Origin of the sequence: Bradyrhizobium sp. BLXBL-01 (genome assembly GCF_051853025.1) — a bacterium.
Taxonomy (GTDB): domain Bacteria; phylum Pseudomonadota; class Alphaproteobacteria; order Rhizobiales; family Xanthobacteraceae; genus Bradyrhizobium.
On sequence record NZ_CP182471.1, the window covers coordinates 4,987,779 to 5,009,293 of the forward strand.

Annotated in this window: 17 protein-coding genes; 2 read left to right on the plus strand and 15 right to left on the minus strand. The window is 63.3% G+C overall.

The window, feature by feature from the left end:
• Window positions 1–6: 6 nt before the first annotated feature.
• Window positions 7–4,803 (plus strand): peptidoglycan-binding protein, encoded by a 4,797-nt coding sequence (locus ACNJYA_RS23415; protein WP_439363464.1) that lies wholly within the window; start codon window positions 7–9, stop codon window positions 4,801–4,803.
• Between the two features lie 151 nt (window positions 4,804–4,954).
• Window positions 4,955–5,701 carry a poly-gamma-glutamate hydrolase family protein gene (locus ACNJYA_RS23420; RefSeq protein ID WP_212256408.1) on the plus strand — a complete coding sequence of 249 codons (747 nt, stop codon included), beginning with the start codon at window positions 4,955–4,957 and terminating at the stop codon, window positions 5,699–5,701.
• Between the two features lie 108 nt (window positions 5,702–5,809).
• On the opposite strand, the gene ACNJYA_RS23425 is transcribed toward ACNJYA_RS23420, so the two are convergent.
• The 15 genes from ACNJYA_RS23425 to ACNJYA_RS23495 all read right to left on the minus strand — a co-directional run bounded on the left by ACNJYA_RS23425 (window position 5,810) and on the right by ACNJYA_RS23495 (window position 21,365).
• The gene (locus tag ACNJYA_RS23425; RefSeq protein WP_246571007.1) at window positions 5,810–6,121 is read right to left on the minus strand and encodes a hypothetical protein; all 312 of its coding nucleotides are present in this window, start codon (window positions 6,119–6,121) and stop codon (window positions 5,810–5,812) included.
• Window positions 6,122–6,189: 68 nt separating this feature from the next.
• Window positions 6,190–6,579, minus strand: a complete 390-nt coding sequence (locus tag ACNJYA_RS23430) for an NUDIX hydrolase (protein ID WP_172788020.1) — start codon at window positions 6,577–6,579, stop codon at window positions 6,190–6,192.
• A gap of 65 nt (window positions 6,580–6,644) precedes the next feature.
• On the minus strand, window positions 6,645–7,664 hold the full coding sequence (locus ACNJYA_RS23435) for a zinc-dependent alcohol dehydrogenase (protein WP_172788019.1): 1,020 nt from the start codon (window positions 7,662–7,664) through the stop codon (window positions 6,645–6,647).
• A 152-nt stretch (window positions 7,665–7,816) separates the two neighbouring features.
• Window positions 7,817–8,764, minus strand: coding sequence for a sugar-binding transcriptional regulator (locus ACNJYA_RS23440; RefSeq protein WP_439363467.1), 948 nt, complete (start codon window positions 8,762–8,764; stop codon window positions 7,817–7,819).
• A gap of 97 nt (window positions 8,765–8,861) precedes the next feature.
• Complete coding sequence (locus ACNJYA_RS23445; protein WP_439363469.1) at window positions 8,862–10,391, minus strand: alkaline phosphatase D family protein; 1,530 nt, start codon at window positions 10,389–10,391, stop codon at window positions 8,862–8,864.
• Window positions 10,388–11,149 carry a glycerophosphodiester phosphodiesterase family protein gene (locus ACNJYA_RS23450; RefSeq protein ID WP_439363471.1) on the minus strand — a complete coding sequence of 254 codons (762 nt, stop codon included), beginning with the start codon at window positions 11,147–11,149 and terminating at the stop codon, window positions 10,388–10,390. Before ACNJYA_RS23450 ends, ACNJYA_RS23445 begins: the two co-directional genes overlap by 4 nt.
• Before the next feature lie 9 nt (window positions 11,150–11,158).
• Complete coding sequence (locus tag ACNJYA_RS23455) at window positions 11,159–12,079, minus strand: ABC transporter permease subunit (protein ID WP_439363473.1); 921 nt, start codon at window positions 12,077–12,079, stop codon at window positions 11,159–11,161.
• Window positions 12,080–12,083: 4 nt separating this feature from the next.
• Window positions 12,084–13,007 carry an ABC transporter permease subunit gene (locus ACNJYA_RS23460; protein ID WP_257187345.1) on the minus strand — a complete coding sequence of 308 codons (924 nt, stop codon included), beginning with the start codon at window positions 13,005–13,007 and terminating at the stop codon, window positions 12,084–12,086.
• A 110-nt stretch (window positions 13,008–13,117) separates the two neighbouring features.
• A complete protein-coding gene (locus tag ACNJYA_RS23465) occupies window positions 13,118–14,449 on the minus strand; it encodes an extracellular solute-binding protein (protein ID WP_439363475.1) in 1,332 nt (443 codons plus the stop codon).
• 207 nt (window positions 14,450–14,656) lie between these two features.
• The gene (locus ACNJYA_RS23470; protein WP_212256418.1) at window positions 14,657–16,282 is read right to left on the minus strand and encodes an FGGY-family carbohydrate kinase; all 1,626 of its coding nucleotides are present in this window, start codon (window positions 16,280–16,282) and stop codon (window positions 14,657–14,659) included.
• Between the two features lie 21 nt (window positions 16,283–16,303).
• Window positions 16,304–17,032, minus strand: coding sequence for an SDR family oxidoreductase (locus ACNJYA_RS23475; protein WP_212256421.1), 729 nt, complete (start codon window positions 17,030–17,032; stop codon window positions 16,304–16,306).
• A 25-nt stretch (window positions 17,033–17,057) separates the two neighbouring features.
• Window positions 17,058–18,314: a sugar ABC transporter permease gene (locus tag ACNJYA_RS23480; RefSeq protein ID WP_212256423.1), complete on the minus strand. Its 1,257-nt coding sequence runs from the start codon at window positions 18,312–18,314 to the stop codon at window positions 17,058–17,060.
• On the minus strand, window positions 18,311–19,135 hold the full coding sequence (locus ACNJYA_RS23485) for an ATP-binding cassette domain-containing protein (RefSeq protein WP_172789465.1): 825 nt from the start codon (window positions 19,133–19,135) through the stop codon (window positions 18,311–18,313). Before ACNJYA_RS23485 ends, ACNJYA_RS23480 begins: the two co-directional genes overlap by 4 nt.
• Before the next feature lie 60 nt (window positions 19,136–19,195).
• The gene (locus tag ACNJYA_RS23490) at window positions 19,196–20,266 is read right to left on the minus strand and encodes an ABC transporter substrate-binding protein (protein ID WP_212256424.1); all 1,071 of its coding nucleotides are present in this window, start codon (window positions 20,264–20,266) and stop codon (window positions 19,196–19,198) included.
• Between the two features lie 214 nt (window positions 20,267–20,480).
• Window positions 20,481–21,365, minus strand: a complete 885-nt coding sequence (locus ACNJYA_RS23495) for a helix-turn-helix domain-containing protein (protein WP_172789463.1) — start codon at window positions 21,363–21,365, stop codon at window positions 20,481–20,483.
• Window positions 21,366–21,515: the final 150 nt, after the last annotated feature.

Below are 21,515 nucleotides of genomic sequence, written 5' to 3' on the forward strand. Positions count from 1 at the left end.
CAGACGATGCACGGGTCCACGCAGGATTTCCAATCGCTCGACCCGCTCGGCCTCGACGCTCCGTTCGCGGAGACGTCCGAGCCGGAGAACCACAGCGGAATTGAAGCGTTCGCCACGCTCGAGGACAACCCGTTCGTGGCCTTTTCGGGCGAAGCGGAGTGGACTGGTGCGGGCGAATCCCAGTCCCTCGAGGAGGGAGAACTGGGCTCACCCCACTCCTTCGCGAACTGTACGTCGACGCAAAAGCAGCTGCTGCTTGACGTCACCGAACGGTGTCTGCGCGCAGTGCAGCATGCGGCCTCGTTCGTCGGCAGCGCGTACGGACGGCCGGATCGGATGGGCGCAGCCACGCGGCAGCTGCTGCTGCGGCATTTTCACACCACGAAGCACGACGATCTCCGTCACATCGTCACACGGCTGATGCGGATCGAAAAGGCGCTGAAGGATGGAATCAAGTTCCGCGGCGAGACCGACTGCGCCACGGACGGCAAGGGAGCCGTCTGCGGTTATGCCCTGACGACGCAGTTGTTCGGCGGTTTCGGCAAAGTCCACATCTGCTTCGACACGCGGCCGAGGCACTGCAACTTCAGCGCGCTGGCGCCCGACACGCAGGAGGTGACCCTCATCCACGAGGTCGCGCATCGCTATGTCGGCATCAAGGACCAGGCCTACGAGCACGAACCGAAATACGCGACCCTGTCCCCGAAGCAGGCTCTGAACAACGCGGATAGCTACGCCTTCTTCGCCGTCGAGGGCATGACCCTGCTGAGCGAGAGCTTCGAGCCGGAGCTGGAAGGCTCGCTGTCGGAAGATTACGATGAAACCTCGTTCACAGGGCTTGAAGCCCAGCCGTGGAATTCGGATGGCTTTTCCGCGGACAACGATGCCGCGCGAGACGAAAGCTCGGAGCCTTGGGCGCGCGAGCTCGAGGAGGCTCGCGAGCTGGAGTCCGGAGCCAGCCGCTGCGCCGAAGACGAACACGAAGGTGAGGACGAATATCTCGAGTCCGAGGCGTGGACCGCAACAGCGGAGCAGATCGCCTTTCGCAACAATGTGCTCGCCGAGCATATCGCCCGCAGCCGCAAGGCCAGGGGTGCTGCCCTGCCCGACCTGAGCAGCACTCAGGTCGAGACGATCCCGGGCACCAGCGTCAAGACGCGGCCGGAGACTGCGCGGGCCGCAGGCCGCCTGCTCGCCGCTGCAAATGCAGATCTGCAGAAGGCTCAGATTGCGGGTGATGCAGATGCGCTGCGAACGAAACGATTGACGGCAGCAAGCGGCTATCGCGGCAGTGAGCACCAGCGCTCGCTGTGGCTCGGGTATTTCAAGGGCTACTACAACCGGACACGCGCGCACCGCGAAGCTCTTGCCGAAGGTCCACATTCGAAGGCAGCAGCCGCCTACATGCTGAAGTCGAAGGCCTTCGGCGGCTTTGGCCTGGGTGGCCGGATTGCGGCGCCAGGCTACAGCAATCACCAGAACGGAATTGCCGTCGACTTCTATCAGAACAGAAAAGCGGGATTCGAGGTTGCCAACAGTAGCAGTGACGCAGCGCGAGCGGCCTGGCGCAGGAGCTGGTTCTATGGATGGCTGAAGCAGAACGCGGCGGCCTACGGTTTCGAGCAGTTGCCGACCGAGGAATGGCACTGGGAGTTTCGCCGCAAGCCGACGATCACGAGCGAGTTCGAAAGCGAAGCCGTCGTTCCGTCCACGAAGCCGTATCTTGACGGCGCGTTATGGATCTACCGCTCCCGCGTCACCGGCACAAAGATCGCCGTATTCGCGTCGGCTGCGGCCGTTCGAGGCAGCGGGCCGGTCGACATGTTGCTCTACATCCACGGGCTGCTCAGTCCTTGCGGCGTGCCGCGAGCCATGCCTGCGGGCATCGTGACGGAGGCGACCTTCCGGCTCGGCAAGATCGTGACCGACAGCGGCCGGCCGATGCTGCTGATCGTGCCGCAGCTCCAGATTGGGAGCGACGCAGGCTGGAGTGCACACGGCCTCGACCGGCCTGCGCAGCTCAATGCGCTGTTTGCCGAAGTGCTGGGCGAGGCGGACCGCCGCCTCGAGCGGAGCGGCACGCAAATCGGCCGGCTCGTCATTTCCGGGCACTCGCGCGCCTACGGCGTGCTCTATCCGCTCGCCAACGCGAACAAATCCACGGCGCTCGGCACCGGCGCGCTTGCGAAGCTCGTCAAGGTGTGGGTTCTTGACGCCACCTACGGAAGCCCGCCCATCGCGGCGTTCAAGGCGCTCTCCGCAGCCCGGCCGGGTTTGGGCGTGGACATCGTTTACCGCGCCAAATCTCCGACCGACAAATTCGACGGCCGCGCCAATGCGGGCGCGGTGGCGCTGCGCCCCGTGCCAAATTCGATCACCCATTGCGCGCTGCCCGGTAAACTGCTCCCGACCTTGTTGAGCGAGCTCGGCACAGCCTCGGATGGCGAGGCCTTTGAGAATTTCGATGCGATGTCGAGCGCGGAAACACATTTCGAGAGAGCCGACGGGGAATCGTTAGCTTGGCTGGACGTGGACGCAGGCCTTCCTGGCGACAAGCTCGACGAAGACTTCTCCGACACGCGCTGGCCTGAATCGTCCGAGGACGAAATCGAGCACGAAAGGTGCGGATGCGGGTGCGGCGCCCACTCGGCGCCCCGAAAATTCGAGGCCGAGTGGTTCGAACCGGAATCGGATGACGCAGGATGGCCTGCAGGCGTCGGCGTGCGCGCATTCGACACCGAGGCCGGTGGAGCCGCCGACCTCTTGCAGGGCGCCTCGGCTCTTGTGGTCGGACCGACGCTTCGCCGCGGCAACGGCGGCGCCGGTGTCGAAGCGCTGCAGCGCGCGCTGGCGCAACTCGGCCATTCGCCGGGCGAAATCGACGGACGATTTGGCGATGCAACCGAAAAAGCGGTCCGCGCCTTTCAGTCCCGCGCAGGCCTCTCCGCCGACGGCGTGGTCGGCCCGCGCACCAAGGCGGCTATCGCCGCAGCGCTCGGCGGCAAGATCGCGCCGCTACCTACTCCACCTGCTCCCATCCCGCCGGCACCGACCCCGCCTGCGCCGCTTCCTGTCGACGAGGATCTCGATGCCTTCATTGCCAGATTGGCTGCGGAGTGGTCGCGGCGGACGGGCGGAAAGCCTTCGGCCGACGAACGAAGCGCGGCGCTGCGCGGCGACTACGAGGATACGCTGAAGGGCGCCCGCATGCGCTTCGGGACGAAGTACGCCGACGACGTTCTCCGCCGCGCCTGGATGATCAGCCGCGAGGAAGAGATGCGCTTCCGCACCGAGCCATCGGCCGGCTCGCTCGGCGATTTCGGGCCGCCGGCGCAGCGGGTGGAGCTGGTCAGTCACGCGTCGATTGACGGAAGCGACAAGGCGCCTGTCGCGCCGATCATGGTCCGCTTCTTTGCCGAGCTGCGCCGCCGCTACGGCGCAGGCCTCGGAGCGGGTACCTATCGCGGACATGGCGGCGGGAGCTTCAACGACCGCGGCTATTCGCTCGATCTGTTCCTGAACAGGCGCGACGCTCGCGGCTTCTATCTCCGCGACGATGCCTTGAGGTTGCTGCGCGCGGTGAACGAGACTGCGAAGGCGATGCCGGCCAAATGGCGGATCATCTACAACGATTTCGCGGTCGCCGACGAGATCAACCGGGAGACCGGCAAGCGCAACGTGATCTTCGTCGGCACGACGCGCAAAGACAAGAACAAGCGCGTGACGGGGCTCAACTGGCATGGACCGCATCCCCTTATCATCCACTTCCACCTCGACCTCGCGCCGCTGCCGGGCGCGCAAAGCGAAGCCGAGGACGAGGGATGGCAGGAGACTTGGCAAGAGACTTGGCAAGAGAACTGGCAGGAGAATTTCAGCGACGGTGAGGACGTGCGCGCCGCCTGCGAGGGCGAATCTCCAGCCGACGAGACCCTCACCCTGGAAGCCCTGCTCGCGAGCGAAGCGGGAGGCGATCCGGGGCTGGTGGACCGCCTCAAAGGCGTTGCCGAATTCATGCTCGGACCGACGCTGCGCCGGGGCAGCAAAGGCGACGGCGTGAGCAGCCTGCAGCGCGCCCTTGTCGGGCTCGGCTACGATTTGGCAGTGGACGGTGATTTTGGTTCGAACACCGAACGCGCGGTGCGTGGGTTTCAGTCGCGCGGCGGGCTGGAGGCCGACGGCGTCGTCGGCGCGGCGACCAAGGCCGCGATTGGCGCCGCGCTGGCTGGCCGGTCGCTGCCGCCCTCCCCCGCTCCTACGCCTCCTGCGCCGACGCCCTTGCCCTACGCGCCGGGCAAGAAGCTCGCGCCGAAAGCGTTCGTCGCCACGTTCGGCAAGTCAGCCAGGGCTTCGCAGGCGGCGAGCCGCGTACCCGCCCTGGTAACGCTCGGCCAGGCAGCGCTGGAATCCGGCTGGGGTGCGCATGCGCCAGGCTTCAATTTTTTCGGTATCAAGGCAAAAGCCAGCATGCCCGAAAACATGCGGCAGTTGCTGAAGACCAAGGAGGTCATGTCGCGGCCCGACGCCAAATTCCCCGAAGTGATCTCGGTGACGCCGCGGCCCGACGGCAAGTACGACTATGTCGTGCGCGACTGGTTCCGCGTCTATCCCGACGCTGCCACCGCGTTCAGCGAGCACGGCTCATTTCTGGCGCGCAACAAGCGGTACGCCAAGGCGTTCGCGGTCACCCACGACCCATACGCCTTCGCAACCGAAGTCGCTCGCGCGGGCTACGCCACCGGACCGACTTACGAGAGGGAGCTCCATGCCGTCATGCGCATGATCGAGAAGGCGGGTGGCGGGTAAGAATGTCGAACTGAAACCTGCAACCTAAATGGTCCGATCCGGATCGCCAGTCGGGTCCGGGCGACGCGTTCTCGAAGAAGTCAGGGCCGCAGCCTTATCGTGTCCGGAGGTCCACCATTCGCCAGCAAGAGCCGCACGTCGCGACTGGCTCTTGATCATTCAAGCCGACTGCACGGAGATCGGTGATATGCCGCGAGGACCCGACAAGTATGATTCCATGACTGCTCTGTACGATGATCCGAACAATGTCGAAGGGATGGCATATGGAAAAAGATGGCTACGTCATGAGTGGCGCCAACTGGTGGAAGAACAGGTTACGGACAACACGGAAACACAAAAGATCATCATGGCCCTCCACGGAGGTGGCATTGAGACCGGCACAAGCGAGATCGCTCTAGCTACGGCCGGCTATCATCCGGCTACGCTGGCGACCGCAGTTGATGGTCTTGGATTGCTTGACCTCTGGCTGTTTGAAGGGTTGTTGCCCTCCAGCAACGGCGACCTGCATGTGACGGCTTCCCACTACGATGAGCCAATAGCCACGAAGTTGGTCGAAAACGCTCAACGTTGTATCAGCTTGCACGGCTGTACGGACACCCAGGCGAATGGAAGAATTCAGCTCGGCGGACTGGACGACGAGTTGCGCGATATCGTTCTGGAAGAATTGGATGCTGCAGGAATCCCGGCCGAGGTTACCAGCAACCCTATGCTTGACGGCAGTCTCCCAGACAACATCGCAAACAAGACAAGAATTGGCGGCTGCGCCCAACTCGAGATGGGAACGAGCTATCGTAGAAGCTTGTTCGGGATCAACACAAGGCGGCAGCGGAAAAACACGACGAACGCTCAATTTTGGCTACTGGTCGACGCTTTGCGTAAATCCATGAGCCGCGTATGAGCCGTTCCCTACCCGGACGGAATAGCCAGCAGGCTTGTTCGAACCGGGCACGACGGCTTAGAAAATCGATTTTCCAAGCCCAGGTTACGCCGGCGCCCGCCGGCCGTCTCAGGAATGAGCACCCACAGACGGCGCGACGTCGAGGCGGACCGCGACACCGCTGAGGTCCGGGCTCGGCGCCGGATAGAGCTTCATGACGAGCGGATCGTGACCGGGCACGATGTGGTCCGCGTCGGGTGCGACAGCGCGGAGCTTGTCGAAACCCGCCAGCATGTCGCCGACATGAAAGGCGGTCGTGAACGGGCGCTCGCTGGCCATGTTCTCGTAGAAATGACTGACGTCGGAGGAGAGCACAACGAAGCCCAGCGGGTTCTCACGCGGACGAACTGAAGACCGGCCGAATGCCTGCAGGCGCTGCAATGACGAGCATTTTTAGCCGCGCATGACCGGCAGGCCTTAATCCGAAGGAATCGCCTGCCGCCGGCGACCTAGCGGCGGCCTCGCCTGGGAAACAGCTTGTCGCGGATGTAGCGCGAAGTCGGCGTCAATCTGGCGCCACGCGGCTTGCGCCAGACCGCACGATCGATCTCCTTCTTGTCCCCGACCTTCAGCCGTCCCGTTACCTTCTTGGCCAGGAAAATGGCATCACTCATCCGCCGGCCGGTTCGGCTCTTCTTCGCTCTCACTTCCGTCCACAGTTTCAACGACCCGAGCTTGAGCTTGGGAAGCTCCTCCTTGATCTCGCGACGCAGGCAGCTCCTGTCGCTCTCGCCTGCCCGCCTCCGGCCGCCTGGAAACATCCAAAGGCCGTCGCGCCTGCGTCTCACCATCAGCACGCGCCCCTTCCGGGCGACGACCAGCTTCGAGGATTTCGCCATCACGACCGGCCCCGCATCTATCCCTGCTTCCGTTACCCCAGGCTCTTTGGCGAGATGCCGCTCGATTAGGGGCAAATGATCGCCTTGATAATCCCATCGCGCCGCGCGACCTGCTGCTCGAACGCGGCGGGCGTCTGGTCGAGCGAGAAGCGATGCGTGGCGAGCGGCGCCAGCTTGACCTGGCCGCCTTGCACAAGCGCGATGGCCCGCGGATAGACTTCCGGCATACGACGTGAAAACTTGATGGACAGGCCCTTACGACGCGACTCCGCGCCGCTGAGGATGTACTGGTTGTTCTCCGGGATGCCAACGAGAACGATCCGGCCGCCGATACGGGCGCAGCGCGCAGCATGCTCGAAGCCGTGCGAGGAGTCGGTTGCCTCGATCACCAGGTCGACGCCGCGGCCTTCGGTGGCGTCCCCGACCTCGGCGTAGCTGCGGCATGCCACGTCCGCCCCGAGGTCGCAGGCCAGCGCCGTGCGCTGCTCGACGGGGTCGATCGCGATGACCTTCCCGGTACCCGCGAGTCGCGCCAGCTGCACGAGCAGCAATCCCACCGGCCCGCAGCCCAGCACCGCCACGCTTTCCAGAAGCCGCGGGCGCGCCAGATCCATCGCATGGATCGCTACGCCAAGCGTTTCCAGGATCGCAGCGCCGGCCGGGTCGATGCTGTCAGGCACCAGATGCACGGCGGATCGGGGCACGCAGACGAATTCGGCCATCGCGCCGTTGTGAGGCGCATAGCCGAGGAATTTCACATTGGGGCAGAGATTGGTGTGACCGCGATGACACCATTCGCAATGGCCGCAGGGAATGGACGGATCGACCGCCACCAGCGCGTCAGCCGAAAGCCCCGCTTTGCGCGCCGAGTCCGGCGTGAGAACACCCGAGAACTCATGGCCTAGCACGAATGGCCTGACTTGCGTCGGGCCGGTTGTTCCGCCTTCAAGATAGGAATGCAAGTCGCTGCCGCAGACGCCGACAGCCTTGACGCGGAGGATGAGCTCGTCCTCCGCAAGCGGCCTCGGCTCTGGGATATCGAGGACGCGGATATCACGAATGTCCTGGAGCACCGCAGCGCGCATGTCGACGCCATCCTTCTGAGCAATTGTCTCCGGTATGTTACATATGTAATGACGAGGTGACAAATGCTTTTGCACGCCTTTCAGCGCACACGCCGGCTATCGCGCGCTCGGTTTCGAAGGCGCGGATCCCCTTCTCTGCAGAGGAAATCGGGCTATTTCTGCTTGTCGATCAGTTTCAGGGCGGCGACGGCGGTGTTCTCGTCCGTCATCAGCACCTTGCCGATCCGGCCGCGCAGCACCGCGGCGATGATCGGCGCCTTGTTGAGTCCCCCGGCGATCAGCATGGACGTCGGTACGCGCGCCAGCTTCTCGAGCGGCAGCGCAATGGCTCGGCTGTTGATGCTATGATCGATGGGCCGGCCGGCTTTGTCGAGAAACTGCGCCAGGACGTCGCCAACGGCGCCTGCCGCCCGTAGGTGCTCGGCGCGGACGTCCGGCGGCAACCCATGCCGCATCAGCAGCGAGCGCGGGGTCAGATCTCCCATGCTCAACAGCGCTAGATCGATCTTCTCGACGCTGTCCAGCACCTCCTGATAGACCTCCTGAGTCAGAAACGTGTCGCGCGAGCGCCGGCTGCTGACAAAGATCGGCGCGGCCAGATAGCTGCACTGGGCGTGCAGCCGGTGCGCGAGCTCACCGGCAATCTCGAAGGTGTTGAGCTCAAGGCCGCGCGACAGGCCGCCCATCATGGAGACGATGGACAATTCCGGATAGTCCGCCGGTGTGACGTAACGGATGGTCTCGCGCAAGGTCGCGCCCCAGCCGATTCCGATGATGCGCGGCCGCTTCTGTTCGAGGAATTTCGACAAATAGGCTCCCGCCGCCATCCCGATCAGGCTGCCGACCTGCTCGGGATTTTCCGGGCTCGGAATGACGACGGCGTCCTCAAGCCCGCATTCCCGGCGCAATCGATGCTCCAGCTCTGTGCAGCTCGCAAAGGTGGAGTTGAGGCGGATGTTGACGATGCCGGTCTGGCGGGCATCCGACAGCATGCGGTTGACGCGGGCGCGGGTCAGCCCCAGCCGCTCGCCGATCTCGGCCTGAGTCAGGTTCTCCATGTAGTAGAGCCAGGCGACCCGCAGAATGGTCTGGTCAGTCACGGCGCAGCCCCCCGCAGCGGTCTCAAGGCACAGTCAGACGTCGGAGCATTTGAGGCGATCTTTCGTTGGTCGTCAAATCTGTGCCGTGCGGATCTCGTCATGCGGCTTTCGCGCCCGGCACGCCTTCCTCGACCACGAAGCTCGTCAGCCGGCGCACCGCGCTTCCGGCATCCTTGACGTCGTTGAGCGCCTCGAATCCCACGGTGCAATGCCGAACGTCGAGTTCGATGGTCGCATAGCCGCGCTTGTCGCCGCGCGCATAGAGCAGATGCGGATTCTCCGCCAATGCCTTGCGCACGTTGGCTTCGCTCGGTCCGTCCGAGGTGATCGACGTGCCGACGAACTCGGTCGCAATGGTCGGGCGATCCGGGCGGGCGAAGTCATGTTTCAGATCGGCGGTAAAGAAGGCGTGACGGTCGCCGCCGATCACGATCGGATTGCGCCGGCGGTGTGCCACAAGCGAATCAAGGAGCCGGCGGCGGGCGTTGGGATAGCCGTCCCAGCCGTCCATCCAGAAATGCGCGCCGTCATCCCCTTCCCGCTTGTTTTGCGCCATCAACGTCTGCTGCGCGATGATCGTCCAGAGCCCGCGACAGTCGCGCAGACGCGCATCGAGCCATTGCTCCTGTTGTTCGCCAAGCATGGTCCGGACTTCGTCCGACCGGCCTGCACATCCAGCGACCCAGGTCGGACGCCCGCTTCCGACGCAGGCCGATGCCGAGCGATATTGCCGGTCGTCGAGCAGCAGGACGTCGAGCATGTCGCCGAAGCGGTAGTGCGCGTAGATCGTGGCATCCGCGCCGCGTGGGCGCGCCGAGGGCGGCAGCGGCATGTGCTCGTAATAGGCCTGATAGGCTGCCGCGCGGATCTTCAAGAACTGGGCGGAATCGCGAATGGTGTAGGAGCGATCATTGGCATAATCATCCATCACCTCATGGTCGTCCCAGACCGAAAGCCAGGGAAAAGCGGCGTGCGCCGCCTGCAGATCGGGATCGGTCTTGTAGAGCGCGTAGCGGTTGCGGAATTCCTCGAGCGTCGTCGGAATTCCGACGCCGTGCTGGCGGACGTGGCGCGATCCCCAGGATTTCTCATAGATGTAGTCACCGAGATGCACGACGAGGTCGAGATCACGCGCGGCCATGTCGCGGTAGGCGGTGAAATAGCCCTGCTCGTATTGCTGGCAGGATGCGAAAGCAAAACGGAAAGGCCGTGCCGACCCGGCCGGTGCGGTGCGCGTGCGTCCGACGGGGCTGAGCGCCGGACCGGCGCGGAAGCGGTACCAATAGACGCGGTCCGGCAGCAACCCAGTCGCCTCGGCATGCACGGAATGCGCAAGCTCCGTGGTCGTCCGCACGACGCCGTGGGAGGCGATTCGTGAGAAGGCCTCATCCTCCGCAGCCTGCCATTCAACCTCGACCGGTGCATCCTTCATGCCACCGCCGTCGAGTGGTTGCGGCGCAAGGCGGGTCCACAGGATGACGCGATCCTCGCGCGGGCATCCTGAGGCAATGCCGAGCGTGAAAGGATCTGCGCTGAACGACACCGGCGCTCCTCGCACGAACCCGGAGGGCGCGGCGAGCGCAGCGCTCGCCAGCGATCCCACGAGAAACCGACGGCGGGGAATCATGGGCGCTCCGGCATCGTTTCGAGCTGGCGGCGAATGCTCACGGCGAGGTCCGGCCGATCGGTCGTGATCTGCCGCACAGGTTGGGCAAGCCAGTAAGCGATATCCTCCGGCTCGTTGGTCACCCATGCACCAAGACGCTCGGAGCCGAGCAGTTTGAGGGCAAGCGGCAACGCGAGCCCCAGAAGCGATTTTTCGACCGCGACGATGCAGCGCGGAATGACGGCCAACTGAGCCAACGCGGGCTCGATTCCGCCCATCATCTCTGCCGAACGACGATCGAGCGAAACGAGCACCCGCGCCTCCGGCCACAGCCGCCGCACGGTCTCGATCAAGCTGGGCACGAAGCAGGTGATGACCGCACGCTGCTCTAGGCCCCGCCGCTTGATCTGCTCGATCAGCCGCGCCTCGAGGCCCGAATAGGCCTTGCCAAGCGCATCCGTTTTGATCTCGATGTGGAGCTCGAGTGTGGTTTCGCTGAATACATCGAGCACCTCATCCAGAGTCGGAATGCACTCATCGCCCGCATCGCGAAGACGCATTGCCGTCAGTTGTCGCAGACTGCGCTCGCCCACCGGCCCCCTCTCGAATGTGGTGCGGTCGAGCAGCGGATCATGGATCACAACGACACCGCCGTCCGTGCTCTGATGGACATCGAACTCGACCGCATCGACGCTCTCCTTGCACAGGTTGCGGAAGCCCGTCAGGCTGTTCTCCCGCCAAAGATTGCGTCCGCCCCGATGCCCGGCGATGAAAACCATGATCAGCCCCTATTTGCTGCTGTCGACAAGACCCTTGATGAACCAGCGCTGCAACAGCAGGACGACCAACACCGGCGGCAGCATCGTGAGCAGCGCACCGCTCATGGCGACGTTCCAGGCGGGCTCGCTGTCGGAGCGGGGGATCAGACCCTTCAACGCAATGACCGCCGTTGCCATGTCCTTGTCGGTCGTGAACAGCAATGGCCAAAGATACTGATTCCAGCCGAACAGGAACAGGATAATGGCGAGCGCCACCATGTTCGGAACGGACAGCGGCAGCAGGATGCTCCAGAAAAAGTGCAACGGCGAGGCGCCGTCCAGCCTCGCCGCCTCGCACAGCTCCTCCGGGATCGTCAGGAAGAACTGGCGGAAAAGGAACGTGGCAGTGGCCGAGGCGATCAGCGGCAGGATCAGCCCCGGATAGGTGTTGACCATGTTCCACTCCAGCGCGATCAGGACCTCGTGCCCGCTGATCCAGAGCCAGAGATCGGTGACATGCAGCGTGTCCAAGATCCATTGCAGCGGCAGCGCAGCATTTGCCACAGCTTCGAAGGTCGGCACGATCCGGACCTCGATCGGCAGCATCAGCGACATGAAGATGAGCCAGAATGCGAGCATCCTGTAGCGAAACCGGAAGTAGGTGATGGCAAAGGCGGAGAGCAGCGATACTGCAATCTTGCCGGCCGTGATGCCGAGCGCCACGATAATCGAATTGGCGAAGGTGCGGCTAAAATTGCCCTTGTTCCAGGCCAGCTGCAGATTGTCGAAGAACCGCCCCCCCGGCAGCCATGGCAGCGGCACCTTCTGCACCTCGGCCACCGTGAGCGAGCCGGCCACGAATGCGAAATACAGCGGCACGCAAACTATCAGCGCGCCGGCGATCAGGATCGCATGGCAGATCAAGTTGAGGACCGGTGAGCGTTCCACCATGCGGCTAGACTCCGTAATTGACCTTGCGGTCGAAGTAGCGGAACTGTAGCAGCGTGCAGATCAGGGCAAAGCTCATCAAGAGAACCGACTGCGCCGCGGAAGAGCCGAGGTCGAGATTGACGAAGCCGTCGACGAAGACTTTGTAGACCAGAATGTTGGTCGCACCGGCGGGGCCGCCTTTTGTCACGGCATCGATGATGGCAAAAGTTTCGAAGAAGCCATAGATGAAGTTCATCACCGTGAGGAAGAAGATGGTGGGCCCGAGCATCGGCAGCGCGATCGAGACGAAGCGACGGATCGGTCCCGCGCCATCCACGGCGGCAGCCTCCATCAGCGACACCGGCACTGCGAGCAAGCCCACGACCAGGAAGATATAGTCGTAGCAGATGTGCTTCCATGACGCGGCCAGCGTCACCAGGAGCAGCGCATCGGTTGGATTGAGGTTGGGGTCCCATGCAATGCCGAAACTGTGCAGCACCTGCGCCAGCGGGCCGACCGCAGGATTGAACAGGAAGGCCCACAGGATGCCCGCGATCGCGGGCGCGATGGCATAAGGCAGCAGGATGATCGTGCGATAGGCCGAACGGCCGCGCACGATCCTGTCGGTCGCAAATGCCAGCACGAGCGCGCTGCCCAATGTGAGCACGTTCTGCGCCGCCGTGAACCAGAACGTCACCGCGATCGACTGACGGTAGTCGCTGCTCGCGAGCAGCGTCTTGAAATTGTCGAACCAGACGAACTGGACATTGGTCCCGAAGGGATCGCTGAGCAGGACGGATTGCATCAGCGCCCGCAGCGACGGAATGAAGAAGAAGAACAGCAGGATCAGCAATTGCGGCAGCAACAGCAGCGTCGGCAAGCCGGGACCGTCGCCGAAATTGGCTCGCTTCAGTCCGGCCTCCTCACGCCGCCGCGTCTTTGCCGACACGCGCGAGCCACCGGCGGCTGCCGCTGGCACTGCCTTGGACCCGCCGCCCCCGTGCCTTCGCAAAAGCACGGGTGTGCGCGCATCACGCCACGGGATCGACAGGCGCAACGTCATGGACGCTCGGTTTCCGGAGTCTTTCCGGCATTGAGCTTTTCGAACTGCCGCAGGATCTCGTTACCCCGCTTGACTGCATCATCCATGGCCTGCTGCGGCTGCTTCTGGCCGGCGAATACGGCCTCTACCTCCTGGCGCTGGGCCAGCATCGTCTGCACGAAGTTGCCGAAGCGGAATCCACGCGAGTTCTCGTTCGGCGTGCCGCGAGAGAGCTGCAGCACCGCGATTTCCCTCGTCGGATGATTCTTGTAGTAACCTCTCTCCCGCGCGAGCGCATAGGCACGGTTGGTGGCGGGAACATAGCCGGTCGCGCCATGCCACCACATCTGGGTTTCCGGCTGCGCGACGAAGTCCAGAAAGGCTGCGACGGCGTCGTATCGTTCCGGCGTGTGTCCCTTCATGACCCAGATCGCCCCACCCCCGATGGTGCTGTTGAGAGGCGGATCGATGTCGCTCTCGTGCGGCAGGAAGGTGGCGCTCCAGTTGATGGTTGCATTGCGCTCGATGTTGCCGTGCGATGCGGTCGAGTTGACGAAGGTCGAACACCGGCCCGACGTGAACAATTGCTCGGGACTGAAGCCCTGGCCTGCGATCTGCATCACGCCGTCGTCGAGCCATTTCTTGAGCCGCGCGACTTGCGACACCACCTTCGTCTTGTTGTAGACGAACTCGGTGCCGAGCCCGTCGAAGCCGTTCGCGAGCGTGCCGTAGGGCTGATTGTTGATGGCGCTGTAGTTCTCGAGGAGACTCCAGTAGAAATCGCCGGGCAGCACCGTGCCGCACTCGCTGATCCCCTTGGATTTGATGGCGTAGAGCTGCTTCTCCAACTCCTGCCAGGTGTCGGCCGGATTGTCGAAGCCGGCCTTCTGGAAGTGATCCTTGTTGTACCAGAAAATCGGCGTCGACGAGTTGAAGGGCATCGCCGACATCCGGCCCTTGTAGCTCCAGAAGCTTGCCACGGGTTTGATGAAGTCCGAGAAGTCGATCTTGTAACCCTTCTGCTCCACCAGGTCTTGCACGGGGACAATGGCTCCTGAAAGCAACATCGTCATGTAACCGCGCTCTGCGATCTGCACCATCTCCGGCGGCCGCTTGGCGCGATAGGCGGCAATCACCCCGTTGGTCACCTCGTCATAATTCCCCTTTGCGACCGCAACAACCGTGTACTTGTCTTGCGACGTGTTGAACTTCTCGACCAGCTCATTGAGCCGGTCGCCAAGGACGCCGCTCATGGCGTGCCACCACTGGACCTCGACCCGCGCCTGCGCCGGACCAACCAATGCCAACGCGCCGAACAAGGCCGCAATGAATGCGACTTTTCTACCCATAGGCAGCCCTCCCTAGCCGGACAAAATGCTCGGCCTATACATTTGTATTTATATCATGACATATGTGTCGAGATGATGAAAGAGGGTCGAACGTCTCTCTCTCTCTCTCTCTCTCTCTCTCTCTCGCTCTCTCGCTCTCTCTCTCGGGTCGTGCCGGCGTCGGAGGCAGGCCGCGCCTAGGGGCGCCCGGATCCGTCGACAAAGGGGCTACGAAGCGCTTCGAATTGCCCGGCCCACCTTCTGCAGGGCTTCGAAGGCTCCAAAGCGCCGCTCGGCCCAGCCTGCAAGAGGGGCTAGGGGCCGAGAGATGTCTCCCAAGACCGACATTGCCTGCATCGCTTCGCCGAGATTAGCATGGTCGCCGGAGGCGACCGATCCAAGCATCGCGGATCCGAGCAGGACGGCCTCGGGGGATGCCGACGCAGCGACCGTCAGGCCCGTCATATCGGCGAGGACTTGCCGCACGAGGGGACTCTTAGCGGCACCACCGCTGACCACGATCGTGTCGACAGCAATGCCCCTGTCCTGCTGGGCGCGAACGATCTGCCTCGCCCCGCAGCCGAGACCACACAGCCCGGCAAGATAGAGCGCCAGCAGGCTCTCCACATCCGAGCGCATATCGAGCCCGGCAATCAGCGCACGCGCGTCAGGATCGGCGAAGGGCGCGCGATTGCCGAGGAATTCGGGGACGACATGAACCTCGCCGACCAATTGCGGGATCACTCCGGCACCGCCGCGAGATTCGGTTTCCGAGGCAAGCCAATCGGCGAGCGTCTGCTGCTTCTGGCGTGCAGCCTCTGTCGCTTGCGTGGAGTGCGGATGCATCTGCAACAGATGCTCGACGGCAGCGCCGGCAGCCGACTGCCCGCCTTCATTGAGCCAAAGGCCGGGTACCATAGCGGAGAAATAGGGTCCCCACACGCCGGGGACGAAGGATGGATTCGGTGTGGTCGTCATGGTACATGCAGACGTTCCGAACACATAGGCCATGCGCGTCAGCACCGTGCCCGCGGTGCCGCGCGCGCCCACGGTACCGACGCCGCCGGCATGCGCGTCGATGAGGCCGGCAGCGACCGCCGTACCCGGGGTGAGGCCGAGATCGGCCGCGGCCTCCCCCGTCAGACCCGCCGCCAGCCTCGTTCCGCCGGGCACGATCTCGGTGCCGATCCTGCGGAATTGCTCGTCCGCGAGCACGCCGAGGCCGACCTTGCGGAAGAATTGATCGTCCCAACGGTTCTCGTGGCCCAGATAGGTCCATTTGCACGTCACGGTACAGATGGAGCGGGACAGGCTGCCTGTCGCACGCCAGGTGAGAAAGTCGGTCAAGTCCATGAACTGCCACGCCCGGGAAAACGTGTCAGGCATGTTTTCGGCGAGCCACAACAGTTTCGGCGTCTCCATCTCGGGTGAGATCGTCCCGCCGACATAGTCGAGAACCTTCTCGCCGGTCTGGTTGATCCGGCGCGCCTGATCGGCGGCGCGGTGATCCATCCATACGATGACGTTGCGGGAGGGATCGCCGGACGGCCCGACGGGCAGCGGCGCGCCTCCCTCGCCCAGCACCACCAGCGAGCAGGTAGCATCGAAGCCGATGCCGGCAATGCTGTTCGGCGCGATGCCGGACTGCGCCACCGTGCTGCGCACGCTGCGGCACACGGCACGCCAGACGTCCTCGCTCGAGTGCTCGACGACGTCGCCGGCCTCCCGCCAAAGTGCGATGGGGGCGCTGTCACTCGCGAGGAGCACGCCGAAGCGATCGAACACGCCGGCCCGTGCGCTGCCGGTGCCGACATCGATGCCGAGAAAATGGCGGTTAGCAGATGGCTTGCTCATTTGGACGTCGATCAGAGAAGGCTACAGATCGCTGCTCTGCGGGAGAATGACGAGGTCGCGGATGGTGACGTTTCTCGGACGGGTCAACATGAAAAGCACCGCTTGCGCGACTTCCACCGGCTGCATCAAGCCGCCGGCCGCCATCTCCTCCTCGATCTTCGCCTTAGGCCAGTCCTTAATCAGCGCGGTCACGACCGGACCGGGCGCAACGGCGCCGACGCGCAAGCCGTGTTTGGCGACTTGGCGGCGCAGCGTATGCACGAAAGCCTGCACGGCGTGCTTAGAGGCGGTATAGATCGGCTCCCAGACCACGGGGACGAGACCTGCGATCGAACTGGTGACGATGATGTCGCCGCTCTTGCACTCGACCATATGCGGCAGTACCGCATGGACAGACCGGAACAGCGCATTGACGTTCAGATTGAGCATGCGGTCCCAGGCGTCGGGGTCGCCGTTCAGCACCTCGCCGCCGACATAGGCGCCTGCGTTGGCATGGAAGATGTCCAGCTGGCCCACCTGCTCCAGCACCTGCGGCATCATGGCCTTCATGCTCTGCGGATCGGTCAGGTCGACACGCAACGGGATCGCCTGGCCGCCCAGCTCGGCGCAGGCGCTGCTCAGCGCCTCTTCCGCACGATCGATCAGCACCACCCGTGCACCCGCCGCGACGAATGTTCTGGCGCATTCGAGACCGATGCCCGATGCGGCACCGGTGATCGCGGCGACTTTTCCTGCGAGTTCCTGGGCCACGGCTTGTCCTTCTTGTGAGAGTTATTCAAGCCCGGCCATGGGACAGGCGCGAGCGACGTGCCAGCGAATCGACAATGACCGCAACGGCAAGGACCCCGCCCGTGATCATGTACCGGAGCGACGAGGAGAGATCGAGCAGCGTCAGGCCACTCGCGATGGACTGGATGACGATGATGCCGAGGAGCGCAGAATAGGCACTGCCCCGGCCGCCAAAAAGGCTCGTACCGCCGATGACTGCGGCGGCGATCGCGTTGAGGTTGACGTCTCCGGTGCCAGCCTGTTGGCTGGAAGATGCCAGTCGCGCCGCGGCAAGAATGCCGCCAGCGGCTGCCAACGTCGAGCACAGCATGAAGGCGCTCAAATAGACCCGGCGAACGTTGATGCCGGCCCGTCGGGCTGCCTCGCGATTGCCGCCGACCGCAGACATCGATCGACCCCATTTAGTCCGCGTCAACGCATAGTTCATGACCACGCACAAGCCGACGAACAGACCGAACATCCACGGTACGCCCCGCCCGAGATTGAGATAGTAGACGACGAATTCGAGCACGACGGTAACCAGCAGCGCCTTCAGCATCATGCGGCCGGGCGAAGTGGCTGACAGTCCCGCCCGGCGGCGGCGCACGGCCGTGCGATAGCCGGTCACGAACATGATCAGACTCGCGACCGCCGCCAGCGCGTAGGACACGATCGGCGGCATGACGAGCATCTGCCCGAAGTCGACCAGCGGCGATCCGTAAGGAAGATTGATCGAGCCCGAAGAACCGAGCAGATACAGCTGCAGCCCGAGCCAGGCCAGCAAGCCGGCCAGCGTCGAGACGAAGCTCGGCATCCCCAGGCGATTGAACAGAAATGCGTAGAGCACACCGATGGCTGCGCCCAGGACCAGCGCCGTGCCGATGGCGAGGGCGACCGGCCAATCCTGACCCACCCAAAGCACGCCAATCAGCGCCGAAGCGAACCCGCTGACCGAGCCGACCGAAAGGTCGATCTCGCCGACCATCAGGATGCAGACGATGCCGAGCGAGATGACGCCCACCGTCGAGCAATCGAACAGCAAATTGACCAGATTGTTCGGCGCCAGAAAAACCGGGTTGAGGCTCTCGAAGACCGTGCAGATGACGATGAGCCCGACGACCACGGGTAGCGAACCTAGGTCGCCCGATCGCACCCGGTCCACGAAAGCGCTAACGACGCTCCCGAGCGTGTCCGCGTGCTTGAGCCGCTCGTCGCTCCGGTCGAGCGGGCGCGCCGCCGAAACCCGTTGCGTGTCGCTGGTCATCGCTGCTGCTCCGCCGCCTGATGGGCGCGACGCCGGCCGGCGCGCCGCGAGACCGAGTTCTCATCCGCACCGGTAATGGCAGTGACGAGATCCTGATTGGAGGCGTCCGGTCCGAATTCGCCGTTGTTGCGGCCGAGACGCAACACCACGATCCGGTCGGCCACCGCGCGTACGTCCTCCATGTTATGACTGATCATGATGACGCCGAGGCCGCGGGCGCGGACGCGCTCGACGAGGTCGAGCACCTCGGCGGTCTGGGCGACGCCAAGTGCTGCGGTTGGCTCGTCGAGCAGGATGAGCTTCGGCTCGGTCAGCAGCGAACGTGCGATAGCGACGGTCTGGCGCTGCCCGCCGGAAAGCGAAGCCACGGGCTCGCGCACGCTCGGGATCCGCGCCGACAATTCGCTAAGTAAGGTCCAGGCGCGCAGCTCCATGGAGACCTCGTCGAGTCGAAATGGATTTAGCTCGCGGCCGAGGAAGATGTTTGCGACCACATCGAGGTTCTCGCAGAGCGCCAAGTCCTGGAAGACGGTAGCTATGCCGAGGCTGAGCGCCGCGGCCGGGTCGGCCAGGACGACAGGTTCGCCATCGAAGGCGATCGTTCCGGCGCTAGGCTGGTGCACGCCGGCGAGGATCTTCACGAGCGTGGACTTTCCGGCGCCGTTATCGCCCACGAGCGCGACGACCTCGCCGGCATGCACGTCGAGGTCGACATTGGTGAGGGCGGACACGGCGCCGAAATGCTTGGAAATTCCGCGAAGGCTCAGAACTGGCTTGCGCGGTTCGCCCTGCGGGTGATCCACATCCGAGATCGCGGTCATTTCCAAGGTCCCTGCTCGTCGTTCGTCCCGGCCGCCGTCAAGCGGCCGGGATGAACGTAGTTACGGCGTAATGCCTAGCTTCTTGCAGCCGGCGGCATATCGGCCCGTGCAGAGCTGATCGGCCGTCTGGATTTTCTTGTCGATGATCTCCGCCTTCAGGTTTTCCTGCGTAACGACCGCCGGCACGAAGAGCTTCGACGGCGCATTAAAGAGCGTGGTTTCCGCGTTGGGCGTCTCGCCGGAGAGGAATTTCACCGCCGATTGGGCCGCAGCAGCGGCCACGATCTCGCTGGGTTTAGAAATCGTGTTGTACTGATCGCCGGCGATGATGAGCTGAAGCGCGGCGATAGTCGCGTCGTTGCCTGTCACCGGCGGCACCGGATCGATGCCGGCGGCCTTGAAAGCGGCAATTGCACCACCGCCCGTCCCGTCATTGGCGGCCACTACGCCGAGGATCTTCTTGCCAAAGCGGGTGATCTGGCCGCTCGCCCATTGCTGCGCCTTGGGCGGCGCCCAGTCCGGCGTGTCGTATTCCGCGAGAATGGGATAGCCGCTCTTATCGAGGCCCTCATGGATGCCCTTCTTGATAAGTCCCGCAGCGGCATCCGTCGGCGACCCATTGATTTCAAGCACGCCTTCGCCTTCCTTGGCTGTGACGTTGGCAGCCTTGAGATGCTTGACGAGGGATTCGGAGATAGCCTTGCCAATGGCTTCATTGTCGAAGGACACGTAGAAATCGACTTTCGCATCGGGGACCGGCCGGTCATACGCGATGACCTTGATGCCTTGCGATTGTGCCATCTTGACCAGGGAGGCTGCGGCTGTCGAGTCAACGGGATCCAGGACGATCACCTTGGCGCCCTGCGAGATTGCCGAGTTGAACTGCTGCTGCTGCCGCGCCGCATCCGCGCCGGCGTTCTGGTAGATCACCTTGCAACTGGCGCAGAGTTTCTTCATCTCGGCCGCAAAGCCCGGATAATCGTGCTGCTCGTAGCGGGTGGAGGCCTGATCGGGCATAAGGAAGGCCACCGTCGCGTCCTTCACCTCCGCGGCCTGAGAGAAGGTGGCTGTCGTGCCCAGAAGCGACACGGCCAAGGCGATCGTGCAATATTTAGGCGACAACTTTTTCATTCGGACTTTCCTTTCCGGAACTGAATGTTAGAGTGCTCTCGTTCATTCATCAAAGACACACGCCTTCGCTGCTTCCATGACCAGCGATGGACGCCGATGCAGTGAAGCCACCAAAAATCTGGACAAACATTTCCAGTCGCAGGCCGCTATCAGCGGGCCCGCGTCCTTCCTTTCCTTGCCGTAGTGACCTCGTCCCCTTTTTCTCCTTTACCGACTATGCAGCACGTGCCGCGTTGATGTTTTGCGCCAACAATCGTCTAAATCGCGAAGGCGGCATGCCCTTCTCGGCCAGGAACTGACGGTTGAAATTCGAGACGTTGTTGAAACCGACCTCGAAGCAGATGTCGGTGATCGAAGCTTGCTCGTCGCTCATCAAAATCTGGCAGGCGAGATTGATGCGGAGACGTTTGACGTATTGGACCAATGACATGCCAGTGTGCTGGCGGAAGGAGCGCGAAAACGCGCTTTGCGACTGGCCCGCGATTGCTGCCAGCTCAGCTTCGCTGAATGACTGCGTTAGGTTGGTACGGATGAAGGCGAGCGCCTTGTTCATGCCCGCCGACATGTAACCGGACGGGTCGGGGAGATAGTTGGGGCTGGAGAGCGGGCGCGCTTTTCGGGCGCGGCACAGCATCCCCAAAATCATCAGGAACAGCTCGATCCGACGCACTCCATTCGCGCCCACGATCTCCTCCATCAGTGGCGCGACTTGGTCGCTTGTACTGCGGGTGAAGAGCGCGCCGCGCCGGGAAAATTCCAGCAGCGAGGAAAGACCCGAAAGCTCGGGCACGACCTTCGTCAAGTCGCCAATAAATTCTTCACTGAACTGAAGGATGCGGCCGCGGAGCGGGATAGTTTCCCCTGCCGGAAGATCGCTCACCCAATTGTGCGGCAGGTTAGGGCCGGTGAGGACTAGATTGCCGGGCTCGAACTCGCCGATAAAGTCGCCGACGAAATAGCGACCGCTGGTCGCCACAACCTGGTGGAGTTCGTACTCAGGATGGAAATGCCAGCGAACAGTGTGAAATGGGTAGCCATGCGACCACGCCTTGAACGACTCGCCGCGCCGTATCTGGACAACTTCCAGGTCCGGTTCCATGTCCGCTCCTCCCGGCCGGCGCGGCTTGCAATGACCGCCCCTGTTCCGGCTAAATTTGCTCAGCGTTTCCTCTTCCAGGATCGTAGCGAGCAGTGTCGGGGCATGCCACCACGATTTCAGTGTGCAATTGATACTTTTTTGACGTGCGTG